24 protein-coding genes are annotated in these 25,013 nt (G+C 42.6%); 4 read left to right on the top strand and 20 right to left on the bottom strand.

All coding sequences use genetic code 11. The annotated features are described in order from the left end of the window. Positions 1–19: 19 nt before the first annotated feature. From MKY63_RS21340 to MKY63_RS21300, 9 genes are all read right to left on the bottom strand, one after another. Complete coding sequence (locus MKY63_RS21340) at positions 20–1,012, bottom strand: dipeptide ABC transporter ATP-binding protein (protein WP_094903192.1); 993 nt, start codon at positions 1,010–1,012, stop codon at positions 20–22. After that, positions 1,009–2,010, bottom strand: a complete 1,002-nt coding sequence (locus MKY63_RS21335) for an ABC transporter ATP-binding protein (protein ID WP_036689018.1) — start codon at positions 2,008–2,010, stop codon at positions 1,009–1,011. Before MKY63_RS21335 ends, MKY63_RS21340 begins: the two co-directional genes overlap by 4 nt. Positions 2,011–2,023: 13 nt before the next feature. Then, positions 2,024–2,935 (bottom strand): ABC transporter permease subunit, encoded by a 912-nt coding sequence (locus MKY63_RS21330; protein ID WP_076100141.1) that lies wholly within the window; start codon positions 2,933–2,935, stop codon positions 2,024–2,026. A gap of 66 nt (positions 2,936–3,001) precedes the next feature. Next, positions 3,002–3,925, bottom strand: a complete 924-nt coding sequence (locus MKY63_RS21325; protein WP_036689023.1) for an ABC transporter permease subunit — start codon at positions 3,923–3,925, stop codon at positions 3,002–3,004. A gap of 112 nt (positions 3,926–4,037) precedes the next feature. Further along, positions 4,038–5,642: a glutathione ABC transporter substrate-binding protein gene (locus MKY63_RS21320; protein ID WP_076141089.1), complete on the bottom strand. Its 1,605-nt coding sequence runs from the start codon at positions 5,640–5,642 to the stop codon at positions 4,038–4,040. Positions 5,643–5,731: 89 nt separating this feature from the next. Next, on the bottom strand, positions 5,732–6,736 hold the full coding sequence (locus MKY63_RS21315) for an asparaginase (RefSeq protein WP_036689028.1): 1,005 nt from the start codon (positions 6,734–6,736) through the stop codon (positions 5,732–5,734). Between the two features lie 28 nt (positions 6,737–6,764). Beyond that, on the bottom strand, positions 6,765–7,928 hold the full coding sequence (locus tag MKY63_RS21310) for an ROK family transcriptional regulator (RefSeq protein ID WP_256717884.1): 1,164 nt from the start codon (positions 7,926–7,928) through the stop codon (positions 6,765–6,767). A gap of 524 nt (positions 7,929–8,452) precedes the next feature. Continuing rightward, positions 8,453–9,115, bottom strand: coding sequence for an MgtC/SapB family protein (locus tag MKY63_RS21305; RefSeq protein ID WP_094903188.1), 663 nt, complete (start codon positions 9,113–9,115; stop codon positions 8,453–8,455). Positions 9,116–9,261: 146 nt separating this feature from the next. Continuing rightward, entirely contained in the window at positions 9,262–9,816 is a 555-nt protein-coding gene (locus tag MKY63_RS21300; RefSeq protein WP_076147493.1) for a GNAT family protein, read from the bottom strand. 185 nt (positions 9,817–10,001) lie between these two features. On the opposite strand from MKY63_RS21300, the gene MKY63_RS21295 reads away from it, so the two are divergent. Next, positions 10,002–10,397, top strand: coding sequence for a DUF2871 domain-containing protein (locus tag MKY63_RS21295; RefSeq protein ID WP_036689034.1), 396 nt, complete (start codon positions 10,002–10,004; stop codon positions 10,395–10,397). Positions 10,398–10,455: 58 nt separating this feature from the next. On the opposite strand, the gene MKY63_RS21290 is transcribed toward MKY63_RS21295, so the two are convergent. Next, a complete protein-coding gene (locus MKY63_RS21290) occupies positions 10,456–12,825 on the bottom strand; it encodes a glycoside hydrolase family 6 protein (RefSeq protein ID WP_339813586.1) in 2,370 nt (789 codons plus the stop codon). Between the two features lie 457 nt (positions 12,826–13,282). On the opposite strand from MKY63_RS21290, the gene MKY63_RS21285 reads away from it, so the two are divergent. Beyond that, complete coding sequence (locus MKY63_RS21285) at positions 13,283–13,711, top strand: VOC family protein (RefSeq protein WP_036685812.1); 429 nt, start codon at positions 13,283–13,285, stop codon at positions 13,709–13,711. A gap of 57 nt (positions 13,712–13,768) precedes the next feature. Here the strand turns inward: MKY63_RS21285 and MKY63_RS21280 are convergent, their stop codons facing one another. From MKY63_RS21280 to MKY63_RS21265, 4 genes are all read right to left on the bottom strand, one after another. Further along, positions 13,769–16,111, bottom strand: coding sequence for an ABC transporter permease (locus MKY63_RS21280; protein WP_339809774.1), 2,343 nt, complete (start codon positions 16,109–16,111; stop codon positions 13,769–13,771). Between the two features lie 2 nt (positions 16,112–16,113). Further along, positions 16,114–16,887: an ABC transporter ATP-binding protein gene (locus MKY63_RS21275; RefSeq protein WP_339809773.1), complete on the bottom strand. Its 774-nt coding sequence runs from the start codon at positions 16,885–16,887 to the stop codon at positions 16,114–16,116. Between the two features lie 160 nt (positions 16,888–17,047). Continuing rightward, on the bottom strand, positions 17,048–18,322 hold the full coding sequence (locus MKY63_RS21270; RefSeq protein ID WP_038572352.1) for a HAMP domain-containing sensor histidine kinase: 1,275 nt from the start codon (positions 18,320–18,322) through the stop codon (positions 17,048–17,050). A 2-nt stretch (positions 18,323–18,324) separates the two neighbouring features. Further along, complete coding sequence (locus MKY63_RS21265; RefSeq protein ID WP_038572354.1) at positions 18,325–19,008, bottom strand: response regulator transcription factor; 684 nt, start codon at positions 19,006–19,008, stop codon at positions 18,325–18,327. A gap of 66 nt (positions 19,009–19,074) precedes the next feature. Here MKY63_RS21265 and MKY63_RS21260 point away from each other — a divergent pair, with 66 nt between their 5' ends. After that, positions 19,075–20,346, top strand: coding sequence for a serine hydrolase domain-containing protein (locus MKY63_RS21260; protein WP_051491413.1), 1,272 nt, complete (start codon positions 19,075–19,077; stop codon positions 20,344–20,346). A gap of 40 nt (positions 20,347–20,386) precedes the next feature. Here the strand turns inward: MKY63_RS21260 and MKY63_RS21255 are convergent, their stop codons facing one another. Further along, positions 20,387–20,746 carry a hypothetical protein gene (locus tag MKY63_RS21255; protein ID WP_036685802.1) on the bottom strand — a complete coding sequence of 120 codons (360 nt, stop codon included), beginning with the start codon at positions 20,744–20,746 and terminating at the stop codon, positions 20,387–20,389. A 280-nt stretch (positions 20,747–21,026) separates the two neighbouring features. Between MKY63_RS21255 and MKY63_RS21250 the strand changes: the two genes are divergently transcribed. Continuing rightward, positions 21,027–21,236: a hypothetical protein gene (locus MKY63_RS21250; protein ID WP_036685800.1), complete on the top strand. Its 210-nt coding sequence runs from the start codon at positions 21,027–21,029 to the stop codon at positions 21,234–21,236. Here the strand turns inward: MKY63_RS21250 and MKY63_RS21245 are convergent. From MKY63_RS21245 to MKY63_RS21225, 5 genes are all read right to left on the bottom strand, one after another. Further along, entirely contained in the window at positions 21,233–21,715 is a 483-nt protein-coding gene (locus tag MKY63_RS21245; RefSeq protein WP_052097152.1) for a DinB family protein, read from the bottom strand. The two genes, MKY63_RS21250 and MKY63_RS21245, sit on opposite strands and share 4 nt — an antisense overlap. A gap of 37 nt (positions 21,716–21,752) precedes the next feature. Then, positions 21,753–22,856, bottom strand: coding sequence for an LCP family protein (locus MKY63_RS21240; RefSeq protein WP_052097155.1), 1,104 nt, complete (start codon positions 22,854–22,856; stop codon positions 21,753–21,755). Positions 22,857–22,864: 8 nt separating this feature from the next. Further along, positions 22,865–23,674: a GNAT family N-acetyltransferase gene (locus MKY63_RS21235; protein WP_038572355.1), complete on the bottom strand. Its 810-nt coding sequence runs from the start codon at positions 23,672–23,674 to the stop codon at positions 22,865–22,867. A gap of 208 nt (positions 23,675–23,882) precedes the next feature. Beyond that, complete coding sequence (locus MKY63_RS21230; RefSeq protein ID WP_038572358.1) at positions 23,883–24,110, bottom strand: hypothetical protein; 228 nt, start codon at positions 24,108–24,110, stop codon at positions 23,883–23,885. A 64-nt stretch (positions 24,111–24,174) separates the two neighbouring features. After that, the gene (locus MKY63_RS21225) at positions 24,175–24,375 is read right to left on the bottom strand and encodes a cold-shock protein (RefSeq protein WP_036685790.1); all 201 of its coding nucleotides are present in this window, start codon (positions 24,373–24,375) and stop codon (positions 24,175–24,177) included. Positions 24,376–25,013: the final 638 nt, after the last annotated feature.

Raw genomic sequence — 25,013 nt, 5'->3', positions numbered from 1 at the left:
AGTGTACTCACATTTAAAATTATCGTTCTAGTTTCAACATTTCTTCATCAAACAGATGACAAGCGAGCTCATGACCTGGTTCAACTTCCCGGAATACAGGCACATGTTGCTTACAGATCTCCATACAGGAAGGGCATCTTGTATGAAAGCGACAGCCCGTCGGCGGATCAACGGGACTTGGAAGGTCACCTTTTAGAATAATGCGTTCCTTCTTCAAGCTTGGATCGGGCACGGGAACTGAAGATAGCAGCGCTTGGGTGTAAGGATGCAAGGGACGGTCATACAATGTATCCTTATCAGCCGTCTCCACAAGGGAACCCAGATACATGACCCCAATTCGATCACTAATATGCTCGACCACACTAAGATCATGAGAGATGAATAAATAGGTCAGGCCATATTCCTCCTGCAAGTCCTGTAACAGATTCAACACTTGGGACTGAATCGATACATCCAGTGCTGACACGGGTTCATCCGCCACGATTAGACTAGGGCGCACTGACAAAGCCCGGGCAATCCCAATCCGTTGCCGCTGTCCACCGCTGAACTCAAACGCAAATCGCTCAGCGTGCAAACTGTTCAATCCAACGGTCTCCAGCAGTTCGCAAGCTAGCTTATCCCGCTCTTTGGAGGACAGCTTTGTATGAATAAGCAGGGGTTCGGCGACAAGATCCTTCACCTTCATGCGTGGATTAAGTGAAGCGTAAGGGTCTTGAAACACCATCTGCATATCTTTGCGCAGAGGCCGCATTTGGTTATCTGAGATATGGCTAATATTTTGCCCCTTAAACCACACTTCTCCATGATTGGGTTCCAGTAAGCGAGTCACTAGCCTGCCCGTAGTCGATTTCCCACAGCCACTTTCACCTACAAGGCTGAACGTTTCTCCTTTACGAATGGCGAATGAAATCCCATCAACGGCGTGCAAATATTTAGTCGTTCCGAAGAAGCCCTTCTTCACAGAAAACAACTTCTTCAAACCCTTAACTTCAATTAGTGGAGTCTCTTTCATAAACATCCCGCTCCTTCCGTGTCCTCCTGCTGTGTAAGCCAACAACGGCTCTTGCGCTCTAGTCCCTCAATCGGAAGTAGCTCAGGTTCGTGCGACAGACAACGCTCCATGGCAAATTCGCAGCGAGGCGCAAACTTACAGCCGGCAGGCATTTGTGAAAGGTCTGGCACATTCCCTTTTATAGACTCCAAGCGATGTACATTCTGGCGCAGCTTAGGTACCGATTGAATCAATCCCTTGGTATACGGATGCTGCGGTCTGGCAAACAGCTCCTGAACAGAGGCTTCCTCCACCACACGACCTGCATACATTACAACTACCCGGTCACATAATTCGGCAACTACTCCAAGATCATGGGTAATGAGCAGCATTCCCATATCCTGTTCATCTTTCAACTGCTTCATCAGATCAAGAATTTGCGCTTGAATCGTTACATCGAGTGCGGTCGTGGGTTCATCGGCAATCAACAGCTTAGGATGACAAGACATGGCCATTGCAATCATGACCCGCTGTCTCATCCCGCCGGATAGTTGATGCGGATATTCATCGATTAATTCCTCTGCGCGAGGGATACCTACAAGCCGCAACATATGAATCGCATGCTCACGAGCCTTCTTGCGTCCATAACCCAAATGCAGTCTAATCGGCTCTGTTAATTGCAGCCCAATCCGCAGCACTGGATTAAGAGAGGTCATCGGCTCCTGAAAAATCATTGCCAGATCATTTCCCCGGATTTGGCGCATCTCCTTCTCAGAAATCTTCGTCAAATCCTTTCCTTCAAAACGCACAGAACCTTCAGAAATTCTACCCGGCGTATCTTTAAGCAACCGCATGATCGATAATGAGGTTACACTTTTGCCACAACCAGATTCACCAACCAGGCCTAGCACTTCACCTTTCTTAATGGCAAAGTCTACCCCCGCAACCGCAGTAATACTTCCATCGCCGCGTTTGAACTCCGTTTTCAGCCCTTGTACATCCAGCAAATGTTGAGTCATGTCTTGTCCCTCCTTAGTTTTTCATTTTGGGATCAAGAGCATCACGCAGTCCGTCCCCGACCAGGTTAAATGCAAGTACAGTTAAAAAGATGGCTATCCCCGGAAAATAAACGATATGTGGAGCAATACTTAAATAATCACGTCCCATACTTAACATTGCGCCCCAATCAGGCTCCGTTGTTTTTGCACCCATTCCGAGAAAGCTTAGTGATGCAGCAGCCAAGATCGCTCCGCCAATCTTCATGGATAGATTAACGATAATACTGGGCACGGTCTCAGGAAAAATATGACGCCAAATAATCCGGCGATGCTTCGCTCCCATGGAACGAGCCGCTTCGACAAACAATGTTTCTTTCGCAGATAGCGTTACGCTCCGAATAATCCGGGCGAACGATGGAGTCCCAAAGACTGCAACTGCGATAACAACGTTGGATAGACCCGGACCGAGGATGGCGACGATTCCAATGGCAAGCAGCAAGTCAGGAAATGAAAATAGTACATCACTGCCACGCATAATAATCCGATCTAGCCAACCGCCATAATATCCACTTAACAGACCTAGGATGGTTCCAAGTACGCCTGCGATGAAGACAGAACTGAGACTGACCGCTAAGGTTAAGCGAGTACCATCAATCAAACGGCTTAGAATATCACGGCCATATTCGTCTGTCCCGGCCCAATGTGCAGCAGAAGGACCCGCCATAAGGGCATCGTAGTTTGGTTCATCAGGATTATACGGGGTCAGAAATGGCCCGAAAATTGCAATTAGGAATAGCAATATAATAAAAAATGCGGCCACAAGGGGCATCTTTTGTTTACTGAACTTACGTAAAAAAACACCCATACGGCCTTTTGTTTTCCCCGGGGCCAGTACCTCTCCGGGTAATGGAGATTTTGCTCCCATCACCGCCGAATTGTCACTCATGATATCCCTCCTGATCCTAAATTCACCCTATAAATCTATTGAAATTCTGCTTCTTAGTCGCATTAGCTACTGAGAAAACCTTATTTTCGGATTAAGTACGCCATACAATAAATCTACTAATAGATTGATAAGAATAAATTGTGTAGCAAACAGAAGCAGTAAGGCTTGAATGACTGTATAATCCCGGAACAAAATGGAGTCTACTAGCAGCCTGCCAAGACCCGGAATACTGAATACCGTCTCAACCATTACAGAGCCGCCGAGCAGGAACCCAAACTGAAGTCCAGCTACGGTAACCACCTGAATCAAAGAGTTGCGCAGCGCATGCCTGCCGATAACAACATACTCGCGTAAGCCTTTTGCACGTCCTGTACGGATATAATCCTCCCGAAGGGTCTCCAGCATAGATGACCTAGAATAACGGGCCAACATAGACATAATTCCCATCCCAAGTGTAATGGAAGGAAGAATATAGGACTTCCAGGAATCAACACCACCTGTTGGAAACCAACCAAGCTCTACCGAGAAAATTTGAATGAGTACCAAGCCTAACCAAAATCCAGGAATAGACATCCCTGAAATGGCTGTCAACGTCCCTAAATGATCTGGCCACCGATTGCGATAAACGGCTGAAACCACGCCAATTAGAAGACCAATAATTAGAGCCCAGGCCATACTGAGAAAAGTCAGCCACAACGTTGGCATTACTCTGCTTTCTAGCATGTCGGTAACCGGGATCCCTGAACGGATCGAATTGCCCAGATTCCCACTTAGCAGATCACCCATGTAGTTTATGTATTGCTTCCACAAAGGCAGATTGAGACCCAGCTGCTCCTGAATTCCACGAATCTCTTCAAGTGTGGCATCTTTACCGGCAATAAGTCGGGCTGGATCGCCTGGGATTAAGTGAATAAACAAAAAGACAAGCACCGATACAATGAACAACAGCGGAATAACCCCGAGGAGTCTTTGTAAAGCATATCTACCCAACTCATAAGCCCCCTTCAGTATCGACAAATGATTTAGTGAGGCCGCTTCCCACCATACTACAGAAGCGGCCTCGTTCATTTCTTGGGATATTAAACCTAACGTTTGTTTAGCATTATTTCACTTCTGCATTCAGGACATTAATGGAACCATCCGGGAAGACCTTAACTCCTTCCAGATACGATCTTTTGCCTGAGATGATTTGGTCGACGCCCATGAATGCCCATGGAGCATCTTCCCATATTGTTTTTTGAATATTGCCATAAATGGATTTAGCCGCTTCTGGATCAACAGATTTATTCGCCTCAGCGATCCACTTGTCTACATTTTCATTTTTATAATAAGCTGTATTTGAGCCAGCAGGCGGGAACATTTCACTACTGAACAACCCTCTGGTTGCACCATCTGCATCACCTGAAGACGGAGACCAGCTGACATACCACATTTGAATTTTGGCTTCTTCTGGCGTCTTAGCAGAGTTAATTTGGTCGGACAATGTGCCGCCTTCCATGGATTTCACGTCTACCTTAATCCCTACAAGTGCTAGCTGTTGCTGAATAAATTGCATCCCCTTCATAGTTTCGGATTCATTTTCACCCCAAATTTCGGTTTCGAATCCATCAGGATATCCTGCCTCAGCAAGCAATTGTTTAGCTTTTTCAATGTCATAGTCATAACCTGTTTGTGGGGAATAGTATTGTGTTTTGGAAGACATCGTGGAATCAAGCTTAGCGCCAAGACCCGATTTCACAACTTTGATATAAGCTTCTTTATTGATAGCATAGTTAATGGCTTGACGAACCTTCACATCATCAAAAGGTTTTTTCATCGTATTTAACGTTACATAACGAACAATTGTCGAATCGATGGTATCTACAGTAATTCCTTCAAGACCTTCAACCTCAGATACTTGCTCCGTTGGCATTGGATAAATGAAATCTGCCTCGCCGGTTTTTAGCATGGCTATCCGTGATCCATTCTCTGGAACAGGTCTAAAGGTCACACTATCCACTTTTGGCAACCCAGCTTGCCAGTAGTCAGGGTTCTTAACGACAACCAAGCGGTCGCCTTGCACCCATTCTTTGAACTTAAATGGTCCCGTTCCTACAGGATTTTTCGAAATATCGGTGCCATTTTCTTCTAAAGCTTTCGGACTAATAATAGGTGCCATAGCTACTTTATTTAAAAATGCATTGTACGGCTCGCTGAGTGTAATAACCACGGTTTTAGCATCAGGAGTCTCCACTTTCGCTACCTTTGCGAAGCTTTTGCGCAGTCTTAGATTGTTCTTCTCATCTTGAATACGGGCGATGTTTACTTTAACCGCTTCAGCATTAAAGTCAGTACCGTCTTGGAATTTAACATTCTCTTGCAGTGTGAACGTGTAGACCAACCCGTCTTCACTTATGGAATGGCTTGCGGCAAGAACAGGAACTACGTTCATATTCTCGTCAAAACCCATCAGACCTTCGTACATCGTTCTGGCAGCGCTGATTGAATGCGTATCGCTTGCGTTATGAGGGTCCAGCGTAATAAAGTTAGAATTGATGGCAATTACAATGTCTTTATCATTCTTTGTAGTTGGGGTGCTAGTTTCAGTTCCACCAGCAGTATTGCCGTTTTGTCCCTCGTTGCTCGCTTTGTTGCCGCACCCTGCAGTCACTACTACTGTAATAAGCAGCAGCATGAACATTGACCATACTTTTCCTTTTGCTTTCATTTTTTACACTCCCCTATTCAAACGATGTATTAGAAAAGCTTCTAGTCCGATTAATCACCAAACTTGAAGATTATTCTTGACCTTATGCTCTAGATCTCCCATTGAAATACAGCACGGCGTTCGCCGACCACAGTACCGCCATCATTAACAATCGTGTTAGGCACGAGTGCATATAAGCGATCAATTGTGTCTTGATTGCTGTAACCAATACGTTCTAGAATCGATGCGATAATACATGGCCAGACTTGTTCTGATCCGTCGGATACCTTCAGCGATATCCCCATTCGTTCTTTACGGAGTCCGATACCGTATACCCCTTTTGCTCCACCTTTAGCTGTCAGATTGTCATCCTTCAGGAGCTCTGAGCATACAAATTTCGTGTCAGCAATCATAACTGGGTTATCGTTCATAAGTTTTGCAATGGCAGCGGCTGCCTTACGTATATCCGTATCCTCTATCAAATCGGGACACGCTAGCTTTAGATAGGAATAAGCGATTTTATGAAGCGGAAGTGCGAAGATAGGAAGTCCACAGCCATCAATACCTTGCGGGATGGACGCTTTGGGAACTTCAGCGATATAAGCCATCATCTCAAGAATCTCCTGTTGTACAGGATGGTTAGGATCGTAATAAGTGTCTATATCCCAACCCATATATTTGCTAAGGCCCATTAATCCTGCATGTTTGCCTGAGCAGTTATGAAAGATTTTACGAGTTGGCTCATTTGCCCGGTGACGTTCTGCTTTGGCTTCCTCATTCAGGGGGTATGTAGAGCAGCAATGAAGTGACTCTTCTTTTAATCCCATTTTCTGAAAAAGAGCTTCAAGCGCTTCAATATGGAAGGCTTCTCCCCGGTGTGAAGCGGTAAACAGCGATGCTTCTTTACTTGTCAAACCATATACTTCATCGATCCGGCGTTTCATTACCGGCAAAGCTTGGAATGGCTTAGCAGCAGAGCGAAGATAAGTCATATGCTCCGGATCACCTGCTTTGTACAAAATGCTGCCCTTCTCATCAACTACACTTACTGCACCATAATGCACATTCTCCAGCAGGCCTCCACGATATTCTTCTACCAATGTTGTAAATCCCATCTGTACACCCTCCCTAGCAGTAGTTAATTTAATCTAAGGCGAAAAATCGGTTCTGCGATAAAAGTCCCGATCCGATAATTACACCCTTCTCATTCAGCAACGAACGATGAATCGTAAAGGAACCACGAAGCGGCTCCCATGTAAAGCGCGAGAGGTACAGCTGCTCAACTTCTTCGTATATATCCGGGAATTTGTCCACGAGTTCTCCACTTAAAATCACGCTGTCGGGGTTATACATGCATACGACATTATTAATGGTGATGGCCATATACATGAGTGCACGGTCGATCAAGTGAATCGCCCATTGTTCTCCTGCATGTTTTGCTGCGAATAACTCCTCAATCGTACGGATCGGGCGAATCCGATTAGCTTCAGATAATAAAGAACTGATATTTATATAGGTCTGTAAACAGCCCGCTTTGCCGCACTCACACATCATTCCGTTAGGATCCACTGTCGTATGCCCAATTTCACCCGCACTGTTCATCACCCCTCGATAAATCTCTCCCTCAAGAATCATCGCAGAACCCACGCCTTGACCGAAACCCAATAATGCTGTACGGCGGGAGCCGACTGCGGCTCCTTTAAGATGTTCAGCAAGAGCCCTTACTTTCAGCTCATTGTCCACAGCGATTTCAAAACCTGTCAGTTCCTTCAAGCGTTTGGCTAACGGCACATTTTTCCATCCTAGCTGAACAGAGAAGACAACAATTCCTTCTTCGTTATTCACAATGCCGGGAAGTCCAACGCCAATACCCACGATACGTGTTCTGTCAATCACATGCTGCTGGAACAATTGATCGATGGCATCCTTAATTCGTTCCAGCGTTCGATCTGGACTTTCGTCTGGTGTACGGGGAAATTGACTACTGCAGATAAGCTGTCCTTGTAAGTCCACAATTCCAATAGACATAAGACTGCGATCCAGTTCAACGCCAACCGATAATACAGAAGTGTCAATCATACCTATTAACGTTGATTTCCGACCTAATCCTGATGATACTTGCTCAGAGTCGAGTAAATATCCTTCCTCCGTCAACTCTCCGACGATTCGACTTACAGTCGTAGGACTCATACCAGTCTGTTTAGCAATAGAAGCGCGAGAAATCGGTTGTTGATTTTTTATAATTTCGAAAACCGTTAAACGATTTTGTCGCTTCATGAAATCCTGATCGTGCTTTTTCACGGGCATTCTCCTAATTATTTTCTCCAGTGCATTAATTGGATTAATAAACCACAAAAACAAGAAAATATTTGCAAATAAAGCGCTGATAATGTATTGTTTGATTTAAATTTTAATTTAGTTTCTCCAGTGATGGGATTAATAATAAAGGGTCATGGTTTATGTGTCAATATAAATGACATATTTTTTATTTAAAAATAAATGTAAGCGGTTAACGAAAGATAACCGACACAAAAACCGTTAAATATATAACACAGACATAACACACATACCCATGAATTAGCATTTAATTTGAATCTTGAACCTATTAATTGGGATAGAAAGACTGAAAGAAGTATTTTGTTTGGATTAATGTGAGGGGGTTGAATGAAAGATTGATAATGGGAGCTGGAGCAATCTGTAGATTGAAAATATACAAAACGATGTGTGAATCGAAAATACAATGGAGGTAACACTCGCATCAAAAGGAAGCTCTCTAAAGGGAGGTAACCTTTGATGCGAAGTGAGTTAGTTACATCGAGGGTGCTAAAAAATCATTGAAACTCAACGGTCTTAACGGCTGCGTCCTCTTGGATCATCGATAACAATTGCACTGGATTAAATGATTCAGGCAATCTTACAACGATTTCTACGTTTAATTCGGATTCTACACTGTTATTTTCAGCATGAAAACTTAGAACAGCAATTTTGTGTTCTTTAAGTAACTCTTGAATTCGGCCCATAGCGCCTTCTGTGTTAGCTAGACTTATAACGAGCTGTTGGGTTTTTGGTGCGGCCAGCCAGCTGTTACGACTGTGTAAGATCTTTTGCCCAAGTAAAATGATTATCGTTGCTCCTACGCCAAGAATATAAAGACCAGACCCTATAGCCATGCCCACTCCGGCTGTTGCCCAAATCCCTGCAGCAGTAGTGAGCCCTTTGACTGTGTGTCTTTGCATAAAAATCATCCCTGCTCCCAAAAAACCTACTCCGCTTACTACCTGAGCAGCTATCCGAGCGGGATCAAGAGAAAGATTAGGCCAATCCGCTTGGTCCTGAAACCCATATTTGGAGATGACCATCATGAGTGCAGCACCTAAGGCTACAACAAAATGTGTTCTAACTCCAGCTTCTTTCATCCGGCTTTTGCGTTCATATCCAACTAATACGCCACAAATTCCCGCGCCAATTACACGAAGCAAATACTCAAACTCCATACCTTCACCTTCTTTCATCATGATATGTATGTTGGATTAGTACCACGTAGGATAAATTCGATAATCTATTTATTGTATCACAAACAAAAAACCATAATACGTCCTCTCGCATTATGGTTAACTTGCTTTTATTAATTTTACACTTCTTAGTTCGTATCGGAAGCTAACAAAGAGCAAATCTCCGCATCTACAAATCTACCTTTTTCAAAAAAAGATTCGCGTAACAACCCCTCATACTTAAAGCCCGCTTTCAAAAGCGACTTCTTGGAGGCAATATTAGCCGGATCATAAAACGCCTCAATTCGATGGAGCTTCATATGCTCAAAGCCATACGCAATAATAGCTGTCAGAACTTCCGTCATCACACCCTGCCGCCAATAAAGTGGAGATAATTCATAGCCAATCTCTGCTTTGAAATTTCTGTGCGCCCAGTTATGATATCCGCATGAACCAATCATTATATTATCCTCACGCCTGGCTATTCCCCAGCGAATGCTTTGTTTGCCTTTGAAACGTTCATCCCATCTTTCGATAAGGTTGATCGCTTGCTGTATATCGGTGAAGCTATCCAGATCATAATACTGGGTCACTTCATCTTTTGAAAAATAATCATATATTTCTTTAGCATCATCCAGTGTAATTCTTCTCAAAATAAAGCGGTCAGTTTCGAGCACCGGAAATACTTCAACGTTATCATTCATATTTTCCTTAAGTCTCCTCTCATTTCTCTAGTAGTACAGTTCGTCGTGGAAAGTGAAACTTCCTTTAGGATATAATGTATTTATAAACTAGTGATTTATTTCACCTTGTAATCATTTGTTCATATTGCGTTCTTAATTGCTTGATACACTTCAATCATAACGATAACTACAAAGGAGATATTCTTATGAAAAAATTGTATTACACGTCTTTTTTCTATGCAATTCTTGGTTTGATAGCCGGAGTGGCCTATCGCGAAATTACTAAAATGAATGATTTCACAGGAGATACTATATTAGTTGCGCTTCACACCCACATTCTAATCTTAGGATTCTTTTTCTTTATTATTGCTATGATCTTAGATAAGTTATTTAATATCCATGAGGCTAAATCTTTTGGTGCATGGTACATTGTCTATAACATTGGTCTTCTAATCACGATTGGTGCAATGGCTACACGTGGAATGCTGCAAATTAACGGCAGTGATATTAGCTTCCTGCCCCATATTGCGGGGCTTGGTCACGCCATTGTTGGGGCTGGAATCATCTGGCTGCTTGTGCTACTCGGTAAACGAATTAAATAATACAGAAAGAGCCGCCAGGATCACTCCAGCGGCTCTTTTAAATATCCCCTGCTTTCCGTTACGGAGCAATCCCCCATACGAGAGCATCACTTTGATAAAGCGTCACTTTATCCCAGTTAGTATAAGCAGTTTTAGTAGCATCAAAGGAGTAGTCATTGGCTTCGTTAAAATTAGTCCAATCGGATTTATATATTCTGAGCTGAATATCTCCGGACTGGCCTCCAGCTGGAATGGAACCAGCTGCAGAAGTAAACGAAAGCTCAACGTAAGTGTCTGCATTCGTGCCTGTGTAGTCTGCAAAGGCGACTTGAATATTATTGTTGCCAACTTGTGCCCAGTCAATTGCGCTGTTTAACGTCTGATTACTATCTTTAGTGAAATAATAACGGATTTTAAGATCGCTTAAGTTCACTGCGGCTGTGCCGTTATTTTTAATATTAAAATAAGGTTTGATCTGATTGTCTGTCGCATTAGTATCTCCCGCCCGATACTGCAACGTCAGACTAGTTGCTGCCGGAACTTGTGGAACAGCACTCGCTTGTGCCGAATTCACACTCTCTCCCGCACTATTGGTTGCGCTTACAACATAGTAATAGGTTGTTCCGTTCGTTAAGCCCGTGTTGATGTAGCTCGTTGCCGTTAGCCCTGTTGCTACAGTGGTGTACGGTCCTCCGCTTGTGGTCGCACTTTTCACAGTGTAACTCGTCGCACCACTGGATGCGCTCCAGCTCAGGCTCACTTTCGCATCTCCTGCTGTCGCTACCAAGTTAGTTGGTGCCACTGGAACAGTTGCCACCGCTGCTGGGGTCGCACTCGCTTGTGCCGAATTCACACTCTCTCCCGCACTATTGGTTGCGCTTATAACATAGTAATAGGTTGTTCCGTTCGTTAGGCCCGTGTTGGTGTAGCTCGTTGCCGTTAGCCCTGTCGCTACAGTAGTGTACGGTCCTCCGCTTGTGGTCGCTCGTTTTACCGTGTAACTAGTCGCACCACTGGATGCGCTCCAGCTCAGGCTTACCTTTGCATCTCCCGCTGTCGCTACCAAGTTAGTGGGTGCCTCTGGAACTACAGTGCCCCCTCCGTTGCTCAGAGGAATTACAGGGTAAGCATTCTGTACCAGCTGAACAAATTGATCATGGAACCAGTGACCTGATACAGGCGCATTAGGTAATGCACCGGTCAGTGTGCCGCTTGAGCTGGTATAAGTCGGATCACACATTCTGTCAAAGCCCTTGCCTTCATTATTTGGAATGGCACTGCTGGAACCATCAGATTCTCCCGGAGGTTTCACCCAGACAAATGCGTCCAAATGTGAGGCTGCATAACCTGCAGGGGCTGCTTGTGGAACTTCTCCAATTCCAGCGCCGCTGGCATTACACCAATTGCCGCGATGGAGACGTTTATCAATCCGACCGGAATCTGCATAAGCGTTAACGGTTGTTCCGCTTGCACTAGTCGGGCGATTAGGTCCACCCCACCCGTTACGGGAGGTATCAATAAGGAAGCCGATCGTGGAAGGCCAACCTTTTGCTACAAAACCTGAATACAAAGCTGCTGTGAAATCGGCTTCATCAAAATACGGATTCCATTCATAATAACTTGCGGAGCGAAGCTGCTGGCTGCCTATCGTAAGATTCGGATCTGGAAGATTAGGTTCTACTAGTGGAGTGGTATTGGCTGTATTCGTAATAAATCCATCGACACTAGCAAGTCCAGCTGTAGTGCCTGACACAACCGAAGTAAAGAGGTCGATAGCGGGGCCACGGTTAGTATCCCATCCGAGCCAGCCGGAGTGGCCAATATCCATGTAAGTATATACATTCGGAATGGCATGGAGAGCATTTAAAGTGTAACGCGTAGCATCACGGTAAATATTCGTGGAGTTAGCTTGAGCACACTGTGGTGTGCTGAGATTGGTGACTAGATTCGGAAGCGAGTCCGGCTCTACGATAGTCACTATACGAATGTCACTATATTTGGGCTTTGCAAAAATACTGGCGATTACGTCAACATAATCTGACTTATAGGTTGTAAGACCCGCAGCTGTCAGTGGCAGCTCGCCATTGGAGGCAAGAGCGTGGCAATCCCGCCCAGGCATGTCATAAATTACGAACGTGGCTGTGATCGGCGTATTGGGTTGCTTTTGCGCGAGTACGGCATCTAAAGTCTGTTCCAGACTTTTTCTACCTCCATTGTCCTCTCCGCCATAAATTGCAGCAATTCGATCCAGCCATACGGCTGTCGGATATTTTTTAATGGTCTCCATCTTGGAAACTAAAGTACTATCGGTAACCTGAGCAATAGAGGTATCAATCAGTGCGGCATAATCAGGATTCACATATGCTGTAGCTCCTACAAACGGATTGTCAACATGTGCCTCACTGGCATACGTGGTAGAAGGAGCATATCCGGTGATAACTAAAGCCATGATCGTAAGCAATAACAACATTTGCTTCCTTAGTGCTTTTGTCATTTATTATTCTCCTTTCGACAATTAAATAAATTCGTAAATAATTTATTAATAGCCACGCGATGCTACAATTGCAGTATTCACTCCTTTAAAGAATTGTCACCTCCTCTATGCCTTACCCGCACTCACCATCACCTCCTCTCAGTGGTAAAGATCAAACACGAGCCCAAATCCACACCCCAACTATTTAACATAAATATAATTTTATTTAATTTATAGAAAATTATCCCTTTTCTTGAATACTACCATATCCTATTTTTAATTAGAAGATAGTAGATGAAATAAAAGTTTAATAATGAGACTAAAAGTATATTTGTTTATAAACTGGTAAATGATACAATGTGGATGTGATAAGGTATTTTGAATTTTAAGAATTTTTGATGTGCCGCTAACAAACCTTTAAGGAGTGAAAAAAATGTCTATCGATGTTTATCTTAATTTCAACGGGAATTGTCGTGACGCAGCAGAGTTTTACGCAGAGGTGTTTGGCACTGAACGTCCACAAATCATGACCTTTGGTGAAACACCACCCGATCCCAATTTCACTCTTCCTGAGGAAGCTAAAGATTTGGTTATGCACACCCGCTTGAATATCGAAGGCAGTAATGTAATGTTTTCTGATGTTTTTCCAGGCATGCCTTTTATCGAAGGAAACAATATTAGTCTTTCCGTAGTTAGTAAGGATTTAGATAACATAAAGAAATATTTCAATAAACTTCAAGAGGGCGGTAAAGTAGTTATGGAACTGCAAGAAACCTTCTGGAGCTCTTGTTATGGTAGTCTAAAAGATAAATTCGGCATTGATTGGCAATTCAATTATGATGACGGACGAATGAATATGTAAAAAAAACAACGAGTATGGAGTAACAAACCTCCTGCTCGTTGTTTTTTTGTCTTTTGCTTAGTCCATAATCAAATCGTAAACACTAACCTTCCGAATTCGCCGGGCAACAAGCATAGACACCGCATAAGCGACTACTAGAATGGCTGCACACAATAGCAATACTTGTGGCAAACTAACCGCCAGTTGGACGTTATAAATCCCTAAACTCGAGAGCAATAGTACAAACGCAGAGTCCGAGAAAAAATAACCGCCTATACTCCCCAAAGCTACTCCCACCACAATCACCGGAAACAGACTAAAGGTAATCTGCGTCATCAGATTAAAAGTGGTATAACCCATTCCTTTAAGAATGCCGAACTCACGCTTCCGCTTCAGAATCAAAGTCTTAATCACTAAATATAAAATCAGGCTTACTACTATAATCGTCACCACAGTGATGACTGCTGTCATAGAAGATACTGCGGCAGTGAATGTACTGAGCGTACTATCAACCGTTTCTCGAATGTTAGTAATATTCCATTTTCCGGGGAAATGTGCTTCCAGATCCTTCACAAAAGCTTGCGCATCTCCCCCCTCTTTCAGATACACATTGATGGACAGAGGGGTGTACTCCGGTTGAAGTCTTCTCATTCCATCACCGGTCATACTCGCCACCATTCCAAGTTGGCTAATCTGCTGGCTTAAGCCAGTGACCAAATAATTCTCCGTCACACCATTAAAAGTGATAGGTACCTCGTCCCCTATTTCTGTATTTTTCAACTTTGCAATAACACCGGAAATCACAATTTCATTATCATAAATAGGCTCTCGCCCTTTGTATATGGTTTGTGTCTCCAGCTTGCTATAATCGTCAGATACCCGGAGCATAAAGCTGGTATTTTTAATCGAAGCGACCATGCTATCCAATACAGTCAACTTTTCAACCCCTGGCATGGCTTCTAATTCTGTAAACTTCCCCTGCTGTAGGTCACCGTTTTTCGGCAACAACAAAAAGTCGCTGCGTTCTATACCTACCAGTTTTATAACTGCTGAGGTGTCTCCCTTAAAGTTGAAATTCAATATAGAGCAAAAAATACTAGAAAAGGTTAATCCGGCAACGATCAATACGATCATCATATTCTGCTTCATTTGCCTTACTAAAGCTTTAAGGCTTAAGCTGAATTGCAGATTCATTCGGGATGTTTCGAGTGGAATTGGGTTCCGCTTAAAATTGTGAGTGAGGATTCCGCTCTGCAGAGCTGTAATCGGAGTAATGTTCCGAATTCGCCGGCTCGACAGATAGGTAACAAGTAGCACTAGTCCAGAGACAATAACCAAACTAAGTACTGCACTGACCCCTTCAAAGGATATTGGCCACAGAAGTCCGATTGAAGACGAAATCATATTCCCTACCAACGGCATAACCAGCCCAGATAACCCACCTCCCGGTATAGCTGCGATGATTGACACTGAGGTGAACTGTAGCAGAAGCGCGTTTTTAATCTGCCATGAAGTATAACCGTTGGCTTTTAAAATACCGATATTCGTCAAATTGTCTTCAATATGTCCCAATATTTGAAACCTGATGACAATAAGCGAGATCAGAACCATAATCAGGGCAAATACGATCAGAATGGCCGCTAAAAGATTAACAAAAACACGGTTCCCTTGGAGACCAACCTCTGCCCGCATGACTTGAAATTGATCCGTACTTCCTGAGGCAAAAATCCGCTCACTTAGCATTTGTTCCAGCTTTACATCCTTTAAAGGATCGGTTAAATCTGCTGATAGAAAGCTGTACTGAGCTTCTATTCCAAGACGTTTCTCCAACTGCTTATAACCTTCATCATTCAAAAATACTTTTAAAGCTCCATTAGTTAACGTCCCTAGCAACGGCTCCTCAATAAAGCCACCTATGGTATAAGAGAATGGCTTATTATCGTATACAAAAGAAAAGGTATCGCCAAGGTTATACCCCGATCCAACATGGAACAAATAAGGCAAATAGATCATATCCGCATCCTTAGATCCTAGCGGAGTCGTTGTCTTGAATAGTCCCTTGGTCCGCGGTGTATCCATGTTAAGAATTATAAAAGCTACCGTAGTGTCCGTTTGTCCGTACTTCATTTTAGCGTCTGCTAACAGAATTGCTGCTTCATTCTCCCAGGTTTCTGTATATGAATAACTATCCACAAGCTCCTCATACTCTTCTAGATGATCATCTTTTGGGAAAAATGCACTTATTTCTGGAGTCCTTAATTCAGTCATTTTTTCTTGCTGAAAAGAATTTAGCTTTAAACTGACCGTAAGGCCAATGTTCAGCAGCAGCACAGCTATCATGATCAAAATGAAGAGTGTAAGCGTGGCGCTTTTTCTTTTACGAATATTTGACCAAGCTAGTTTTCCTATTAGGCTGCTCATCCCTACCACCCCAATTCGGTTAGAAAGGACTGTACTTGCTGCTGCCGTTCAGGTCCGTTATCTTCGCTATAAGGGGTAAGACGCAAATCACCAACGATGACTCCGTCCCGCAGATACAATATCCGATTACCACGCAACGCGGTTTTAAGATCATGTGTAACCATAATTATGCTTTGCCCTTGCCTATTCACCTCAGTGAGGACGCGCAATACACCTATTCCTGCTGAACTGTTTAACGCACCTGTCGGCTCATCAGCGAAAACCGCTTTTGGACTGTTGATCAATGCCCGGATAATACCCGCCCGCTGAGCTTCGCCACCTGAGATTTGCGCCGGAAACTTGCCCCAGACAGAGTCATCCAGACCTACATCTGAGAGTAGCTTTTTGGCTTTTTTCACAGCCCCTGCTCTATCCTTTTGTACAAGAAAAGCACTAGATAATACATTGTCGAGGACACTCATCGTATCCAGCAGATGAATCTGCTGAAACACGAACCCACAATTCTTCCGCCGGAATACCGCAAGCTGATCATTACTCATGGCTGTGATATCCTGACCTTCAAATAGAACCTCTCCAAGCGTTGGCTTATCCATACCCGAAATGGCATACAGCAGTGTTGATTTACCAGAACCAGAGCTGCCCATGATAATCGTGAAATCACCATGATATAAGGTCAGATCCAGATTTTTCAAAACATGCTGCTGAGTTCCTCCATGGGAGAAGGTTTTTCCAAGCTTATTAGTCTGCATCAGCACTTTATTATTCACTTCGCTCATGTTGAACACTCCATTTACATTCATGCTCATTAATTGCGCTAAAAGAAAATCATTGCTCTACGCGAAATATAATGGCTGCAATCACAAGCTCATTCGTAATTGCAACCTTATCGTACGTTAAATGTTCTTAACATGTCTTTGTGCAATCCTTAGCTAATTCTTAATTCTGTCCTGCTAAAGGAATTAGCAGTTTGACTGTAAATCCATCCTCCCGATTGGAGCACACAATGTCGCCTTGCATTTTTTGCATCATATAACGGGAAATGTACAGGCCTAGACCCGCACCATTCTGGCTCACGGCCAGACTGCCCCGAAAAAATTTATTAAATACTAAAGGCAGCTCCTCCTCCGGAACCCCGGGGCCATAATCCAGAATATCTACCTCCAGATAATGATCCGTAATCTCGAACCTAATATCAATAGGTGTGTCTATGTAGGCATATTTGTAGGAATTATTCACAACATTATCAATCACCTGCTGCAGCCGCAAGGAGTCCACCGTAATGATACAGTCAGGCACTGCTGCTGCTGAAATCCGTTCATAGAAATTTACATTATTTATAATTTGGATCAGCAGGTGGCTTTGCTCCTCCGTTAAGCTGACTTTAAGTTCATTTAGTTCCTCTAAGGTCGAATGGAACATATCGGTCACCAGACGATCAATCTGATCCGCCTTGGAATACAAAGTGTTAAGCTGTCTGCTGGTCTTCTCATCCCTTGCGCTTAATAACATCAGTTCCGTAATCGCCTTTAACGAAGCAACTGGTGTTTTAATATCATGACTGAGACTAGCAACCAGTTCCTTTTTACTTTTATTCGCCAAATATTCGCTGTGTCTAGCCGCTGCAAGCTCTTCCCGCATCATATCAAAGCTTTCGGTAAAAGCACCAAACAGATGATTACGATCCATCTCCAGCGGAACTTCCAGATCACCTCTCGCGATATGCTTCGCGAATAGCTGCATTTTGCGAAACGGACGGAGAACCGATCGATTCAGGAACCAAATATAGAGAATGCCTAGAACCGTAAGCAGTAGCAGCATCACAATAGAAACTTGTATAAATTGTTTTTTCATATGTATAAAAATCGCATGGTAATCATTATTAATAATCACCTTACCCACCATCTTATCCTGAACAAAAACGTCCACTAGAGTATCCCGATTGTTGATGGCTTCGTTAACGGTAACGGAAATCGCATTTCCCGTCTGATATTTAAGTACTCCCGCGGTATCGATAATGGCAAATTCATAAGGACCTTCCTTGTACAGGTTCGGATCAAGCTTGTCCCAGTTCTGTTCCGTGAGCTTCACAATGGTATTGATAGCCACTCTATCTGTTCCTGTCTCCTCCTGCAAATTAAGAATTAGGAATGTGAGCGTTAAACTTGCGGCAAATATAGTAAGTAGAAGAGCCAACAGCAGTTTTTTAGTCATAACTATTTGTCCTCAAAAGCATAACCGATGCCCCATACTGTACGGATGTACTGAGGATCATTAGGATTCTGCTCAATCTTCTCGCGTAGATGGCGAATATGTACATTTAAGGTGCCATCCCCCGCAAAAACATCTCCCCATACCTCTGTAAATAACTCCTCTTTGGGGATTACCCTATTTTTATGCTGAATCAAATAGCTGAGCAGTTTATATTCCATCGTTTTCAGCTTGAGAGCTACGCCATTAAGGCTTGCCCTCCTAAGTTCAGGGTCTATCTGGATAGATCCGGCTTGAAGGACCGCTGCCTCAGCTATAACTTCGTTATTGTGGCGTTTAAGCACTGCCTTCACTTTTGCGAGCAGCACTCTCAGGGTATACGGCTTATGAATATAGTCATCTCCTCCGATATCAAGAGCAATCAATACATCATCTTCACTGGAGCGGGCACTAATAAACAAGATAGGAATCCCCATCGTCTGACGCAGCTCTTTGCATAACTGGAAGCCGGATTCACCGCCTAAATTAATATCAAGCAGTAACATTGAGACTTGATGCTCACGCAAAAAGCTCCGGCAGGCAGCAGCGCTTGTAACAAACGCGGTTTGAACATCAAACAAATTAAAATATTCGCAGGTGCTCTCCGCAAGTTCAGTTTCATCATCAATAATTAAACAATCATATCTCATGGATTTCTCTCCGCTTCAACAGAATTTAGTATTATGTTAGAATATGCCTTTAAGGAGGGGTTACCTGTGGATAAACAATCCCAGCGTCTGGAGCAATATTTAGAAAAATACGAACAAAGCTGGCCACTGAGCGGCACAGTCTTAATAGCTCAGCATGGAGAAATCAAGCTACAAAAAGCATACGGATATGCGAATCTTGAACATCAGGTTCCGAACACTATAGATACCAAATTCCGGATCTGGTCATTAACCAAGTCATTCACTGGCATGGCAATTCTGATGCTAAAAGAACAAAAACGTCTGCGACTGGAAGATCCGATCCTTAAGTATCTTCCTGAACAGCATGCATTCGAGGGGATTACCGTCCTTCATCTGCTGGGACATACCTCGGGTATAGCCAACTACACTTCTCTACCCGAATATAATCAAAAATTAAATAAGCTGAAGCTGACTCCACTGGAGATGTTACAGCTATTTGTGAGTCAACCGCCTGCATTTATGCCTGGCACATCGTTTTCCTATAATAATTCAGGTTATTATTTATTAGGAATGATTATTGAGAAGATTACAGGCATGACATTTGAAGATTATATCACTACTTTTATATTACAGCCTCTTGGCATGGTAAATACAGGAGTTTATAACAATCAGCAAATCATTTCAAAATTAGCCTCACCTTATCATTCCTCATGGGGTGAGTATACTCAGGGTGAATACATAAATATGAGCTCTATCCTATCAGCGGGTGCTATGTATTCGACGGCTGCTGATCTTTTCCTGTGGGATCAAGCGTTATACTCCGATCAATTAGTATCCCACGATACTTTGGAGATGGCTTTTCATTCAAGTAATCTCAAATATCGTTTTGGTTGGTTTTTGGACGAACGTTATGATCGCAAAAGAATGTATCACGGCGGCGCTTATCGCGGCTTCCGAAGTGAAATGCACAGATATCCAGAAGAGCAGACGACCGTCATCATGTTGACCAATTATGATTGTGTCCCCATTACCAAGTTAACGGAATCTCTATCTGGATTAGTATTCGGTGAGCCTGCCGAGATGCCGATATTCCCGCAAGCCTTCCCACTTGATGATAGCATGTATGCTGAATATATGGGGACCTATGAGGGATTTGGCTGCAAAGCGAGCGTAGAGCGTAGGGGCCAGGACTATTATTTTGTCTGGAATGATGAAGAGGTTACACCGTTCTATCCTATCTCAGAAACAAGATTCCATCATACCAAGCATGACAGTGAATTTGAATTTAAACGGAATGAACAGGGTGAGCTTTCATTTCTGGGGATGAAAAAAAACAAACGAGTGCCGCATAAGCCATGAAATGGCTGCTGGGGCACCCGCCTTTTTTTTCAGCTAAAGCCTAAGCCTTGGCCAAAATAATAAATTGTGTGAGCATCACGATTACCGCTGAAGACACCCCCAGCGAATTAATGATTGTTAAAGCATTTGGATAACTTTCTTTCCGAAACTGTGAGAACAAAGATACCGTCCATAACACGCTGAAAAATAACGACGACAACCCAGATACAGCTTCACTATCAATTCGTCTGCTCCGGAGAAACAATCCGGCAAGGGTGGCGACAGTATAAACAATATATATTACTAGCTCTATCGATGTGATAACGATCGCCTCGCCGGCAGAGAACAAACGCATTAACAAGTATTGAAAACCTAAACAGATAAACACAAGCTGGTTAAAAGATAGTCTCTTCACTCTCATAGCTTAGCTCCTTTAGGATATATTTTCACAAAAAGATAACGCTTACATTGTACTAGTGATTGAATATATCTTCTGTGACTTTCCATACCCTGCCAAATATTAGTCAGATAATATCCTCACATACAAAAAAGGAAGTACACTTTGCGAAAAAGATCCGCAAGGCATACTTCCTTTTTTTACGATTCGATTGTAGATTTAGACGGAATGGGACATCTTAGTTCCAAAATAGAATGAACAGTGGATTTATAAGATGTTTTCTTAAAATTAGGAGGTCATTGCTGTGAGAAACAAACAATCCATTGTCTTCGTGACCATTCCATTATCCGAGATCAAGAAGTTCATCCTTATTGATATTGTTGCTGGATGGGTCTTTTATTTTGCTATAAAATTCCCCTTCCATTCCTTAATTGCCGCCTCTGCCGGAAGCATGTTTGGTCCTATCCTCATACGCCAATCCATGAAGTTAGTTCAAAATCGCGCCAAGGTTTAAGGTTTTAAGAACTGCTCAATCTGTTTTTTATGATGCTTATCATGTGGGATAAAACTTCTCAAGTACTTGCGAACGCTGAATTTTTTGCGATCTCCATCCTTATATTCCTGATTGAATTCATCTTCCGTTAAGCCTGCAGCTGCATCTAAGATTTTAGTTCTATAACGTACAAATTGTTCAATTAATGTTTGTTCAGATAATAATTTAGCATATTCTACAGCATTAGCATTAAACTCGTTAAAATCCAAATGCTTAGTTGTGATCGGTTCCCGGAGAATTATTTTCTTAATCGCACCTTCATAAAAATATTTATCCCATAACATGAGATGACAGATGATATCCTTTACAGTCCATTTACCAGCTGCAATAGGCTGATTCCAATGTTTGTCTGATACTTCCCCTAAAGATTCTACGAACGGGATGAGGGACTTAAATTCGAGTAACATTTGCTCATTTGTTTTTGCAGCCAGAGAGATCAACCTCCACATGAAAAATAAAATAATTCAGTCACAACATCTATGCTGCGTCATCCGCAGAAGCTGCGGCCAGATCCATATCGGTAGAGTCAGGATTCAGCCAAATCTCAATCAACTCATGGGTACGCTTCACATCATTTTCGTCAAGCATATAATACCATTGATCCTTCCGTCTGCCTTCACCCTGCAACATATGGCTTGTGATCTCAGGAGTACCCCCCTCGAGAATTACTCTTTTCGCCAAATCAAGAATAAAGTCTGACTTCATATTGGTTTGGAAATTACTGCCTGCTATTTCGATGATTTTCTGTATATTAAGGATATTATCTACTCTCTTCATCCGTTCAAGCGCAGATTTCAAAAAGATCCGCTGCCGCTCCGTTCGTTTAAAATCAGAATCCTCACGGTATCTTACATACATTAATGCTTCAGCGCCAGAATAAATCGGTTTGTTCGGTTCAATTCTTAATTTCTCATGATCCGGGCTCTTGTTCTCAATCACCTTGGTAATCGGAAGTTCAACACCCCCTAGAGCATCTGTAACGCCCACAAGACCGTTGAAATTAATAGTAGCGTAATATTCGATAGGCGCGTTTAATAAATTTTTAACGGTGTCTACACTCATCTGAGGACCGCCATAGGAATGTGCTGCATTAATCTTGGTTTCTTTCCTAGCTCCTTTAACATTTTCCGCTCCGATAATTTCTGCATAGGAATCACGAGGGATCGACACGAACAATACTTTATGATCAACTGGCCGAATCACAGTATATATAATCGAATCAGAAAGCCCGTTCTCTTTTCCCCGCTGATCAGTACCCAATAGGAGGATAGAAAATGGACGATCCTTATTATCCGTCGTGGGTTGGAATCCAGGAGCTTCAGCATTTTCATTATTTTTTAAAGGAACGTATGACCCATCAAGCGTGTGTTCAATAGTCGGAGCCACAACATTATTAAATCCGAAAATCAGCAGTTCTTTACGAAAAACATAAGATCCTAGCCCAGCAATAAGTACGATAGCAAGCGTAAATAGCCAGATCTTTTTTTTCTTGCTGGTCTTAGTTTTCTTCTTCACCTTTTTTTTCTCAATTCTACTTAAAGAAAATGAAGAAGCTGAATGGGTAATCTGTTTATTTTTCATTCGGATCCTTAACCCTTCCTGATGACGGATTCTACCAGCCGGTAATAGGGAATCATGTAGGTTGTCTCAAAGCCTAATCTATGCGCTAAGTTGAAAGAACCTTCGTTATCCAGACGACACGCCCACACCGGCTCAAGCTGATGTTCTAGACAGTATTCGATTAAGGCTGAACAGACAGCGTAGGCATAGCCCTTCCCCCGATGTGCTTCTGAGGTTTCTATGCCAATTTCCAGTTGATGCTCATTAACAAAACCCGAAAATGCCGTAGAGGCAATTTCCCCAGCATCAAGAATATTGAAGCCCAGCCCCTCAGCAAGAAATTGCTCTTCATTCCTCCAAAAATCCTTAGGATTGACACCTCCTGTTGCCGCCATAAACCGTTCTTTGTTCATTCGCACCACTTCAAGGTCTTGGTTAAGATAAGAAGCTTTCTGGTTCAGATATCTCTCGCGGTTAAAGCTGAAGTTGACCCTTGTATTTCTATGGAGCATTTCCTGTTCACTCCAATGAGCGATAACTTCCGGCCAACCTCCCGCTGGATCAGCCTGCAGCAACTCTTGATGATGCCGAATCATATTTTTATTGGTTATGTAATCAAAAAGGTCGCGCTTAAACTCTTCATTATCCGACTCTCCAATTAATAAAGACATTCCACAAGGGTGTGCAATGTAAAAAGCACGCGGGTTAACGATATCGTCAACATATACGCTGCCAGCAATGACTTGCTTCACCACTGACTCAGCAAACATCGTATTTATTTTCACATTTTCTAAAGGCTCAATTGCTTTGTAATAATCTTTACACTCTAGTCGTTTCATAATTTTCTCCTTAGATATCACGTAATGTTTTGATAGATAACCACCAGCTTGTGAGAATATTTTTTTACTGGATGACACCGTTACCTAAAATATCCCATTATTATAGACGATCTTCGGGTCGATAAGTTTCTATTTATAAGAAATTTGTGAGACAAAAAAAGACCATATCCTATCAAGGATTGGTCTACCCTATTTATTAATGATGATCTTAGGTTTTTTTCACAATCATATCGATCTCGCTCTTCAGTAAAAGATATCTGACGACACTTCTCATGATCGGAACTTTAGTCAACTTATGCTGATCTACATAACTTTTCATTTGATCTTTAGACAGCCCAAGCAAGCTTCCCGCTTCAGATACCGTCAATACTTCCTTGTTACTTGTAGCGTTAAAGGTTTTCTTAACTTTTAAATTCCAGTCTTCAAACACCTGCATTTACATCCGCCACCTTTCTATAAAAAAATCCCCAAACGATACGTTTGGGGATTCATTTTACTACTTACAGTTTTACAACATTCTCAGCTTGTTGACCACGATTGCCTTGAACTACGTTAAATTCTACACGTTGTCCTTCATCCAGGGACTTGAATCCGTCACCAGTAATTGCGCTGAAATGTACGAATACATCTTCTCCACCTTCAACCTCGATAAAACCAAAACCTTTGTCTGCGTTAAACCATTTCACTGTTCCTGTTTGCATAATATAATTACCACCTTATTTTTATTTACATGTTATTCTTATCCTCAAAAAATCTCTTACAAAATCTCTAAAAAAATAAAAATTCACATATGGTACAAGGTTATTAACGTCTAAAGAATAACCCTCTACGCTATGTGAATTCGCCAGGTAAATACTTTCGATAGATTGATTATAGCACAGCTAACACCAAATAGATACTCTTCTGCATTATGAACAAAATGGGAAGAAAGAAGGAGCTGTGTCATAAGTGATTCTACGAGTGGAGACTGACCTCCTCACTTTCAAAATCTTAAAATCAACAAAACAGCGATTCTTCTGTTCTCGAAGAATCGCTGTTCGGCGTTTTTTGGTCATTCGCGGTCTGCTTCAACTACACTTTCATTATCCTGCGGGGCTTTCGGACTCAGTTGACGTTATTTACATGTTTTTATCCTTTACAGCTAGAATTCGGACACCAGCGACGTTATTCCTTGGAAAGAGGCTCATATTAAGCATTTTTTGGGCCAATAGCTGCACTGGAGTCCGATAACATTCCAAATATCGGATAATCCTACGTTTAAGGACCACTGTGTCCCTTAGCAGGTTACTAAGCGTATTTTCCAGTGACTAAGCATGTGCTTTCGACACAGCAGTCATTT

The organism is Paenibacillus sp. FSL R7-0189 (assembly GCF_037969925.1).
GTDB classification, from domain to species: Bacteria; Bacillota; Bacilli; order Paenibacillales; family Paenibacillaceae; genus Paenibacillus_AQ; species Paenibacillus_AQ odorifer.
This window is presented reverse-complemented; position numbering and strand designations above follow the sequence as displayed.

What these genes read in the sequence shown, in the direction of transcription:
- MKY63_RS21265 (WP_038572354.1), bottom strand. Translation starts at nt 19,008, where the DNA reads ATGAGATATGATTGTTTAATTATTGATGATGAAACTGAACTTGCGGAG.
- MKY63_RS21335 (WP_036689018.1), bottom strand. Translation starts at nt 2,010, where the DNA reads ATGACTCAACATTTGCTGGATGTACAAGGGCTGAAAACGGAGTTCAAA.
- MKY63_RS21290 (WP_339813586.1), bottom strand. Translation starts at nt 12,825, where the DNA reads ATGGCTTTAGTTATCACCGGATATGCTCCTTCTACCACGTATGCCAGT.
- MKY63_RS21320 (WP_076141089.1), bottom strand. Translation starts at nt 5,642, where the DNA reads ATGAAAGCAAAAGGAAAAGTATGGTCAATGTTCATGCTGCTGCTTATT.
- MKY63_RS21225 (WP_036685790.1), bottom strand. Translation starts at nt 24,375, where the DNA reads ATGCAAACAGGAACAGTGAAATGGTTTAACGCAGACAAAGGTTTTGGT.
- MKY63_RS21275 (WP_339809773.1), bottom strand. Translation starts at nt 16,887, where the DNA reads ATGAGCGAAGTGAATAATAAAGTGCTGATGCAGACTAATAAGCTTGGA.
- MKY63_RS21255 (WP_036685802.1), bottom strand. Translation starts at nt 20,746, where the DNA reads ATGAGAGTGAAGAGACTATCTTTTAACCAGCTTGTGTTTATCTGTTTA.
- MKY63_RS21310 (WP_256717884.1), bottom strand. Translation starts at nt 7,928, where the DNA reads ATGCCCGTGAAAAAGCACGATCAGGATTTCATGAAGCGACAAAATCGT.
- MKY63_RS21285 (WP_036685812.1), top strand. Translation starts at nt 13,283, where the DNA reads ATGTCTATCGATGTTTATCTTAATTTCAACGGGAATTGTCGTGACGCA.
- MKY63_RS21295 (WP_036689034.1), top strand. Translation starts at nt 10,002, where the DNA reads ATGAAAAAATTGTATTACACGTCTTTTTTCTATGCAATTCTTGGTTTG.
- MKY63_RS21230 (WP_038572358.1), bottom strand. Translation starts at nt 24,110, where the DNA reads ATGCAGGTGTTTGAAGACTGGAATTTAAAAGTTAAGAAAACCTTTAAC.
- MKY63_RS21280 (WP_339809774.1), bottom strand. Translation starts at nt 16,111, where the DNA reads ATGAGCAGCCTAATAGGAAAACTAGCTTGGTCAAATATTCGTAAAAGA.
- MKY63_RS21330 (WP_076100141.1), bottom strand. Translation starts at nt 2,935, where the DNA reads ATGAGTGACAATTCGGCGGTGATGGGAGCAAAATCTCCATTACCCGGA.
- MKY63_RS21305 (WP_094903188.1), bottom strand. Translation starts at nt 9,115, where the DNA reads ATGGAGTTTGAGTATTTGCTTCGTGTAATTGGCGCGGGAATTTGTGGC.
- MKY63_RS21270 (WP_038572352.1), bottom strand. Translation starts at nt 18,322, where the DNA reads ATGACTAAAAAACTGCTGTTGGCTCTTCTACTTACTATATTTGCCGCA.
- MKY63_RS21340 (WP_094903192.1), bottom strand. Translation starts at nt 1,012, where the DNA reads ATGAAAGAGACTCCACTAATTGAAGTTAAGGGTTTGAAGAAGTTGTTT.
- MKY63_RS21240 (WP_052097155.1), bottom strand. Translation starts at nt 22,856, where the DNA reads ATGAAAAATAAACAGATTACCCATTCAGCTTCTTCATTTTCTTTAAGT.
- MKY63_RS21300 (WP_076147493.1), bottom strand. Translation starts at nt 9,816, where the DNA reads ATGAATGATAACGTTGAAGTATTTCCGGTGCTCGAAACTGACCGCTTT.
- MKY63_RS21235 (WP_038572355.1), bottom strand. Translation starts at nt 23,674, where the DNA reads ATGAAACGACTAGAGTGTAAAGATTATTACAAAGCAATTGAGCCTTTA.
- MKY63_RS21315 (WP_036689028.1), bottom strand. Translation starts at nt 6,736, where the DNA reads ATGGGATTTACAACATTGGTAGAAGAATATCGTGGAGGCCTGCTGGAG.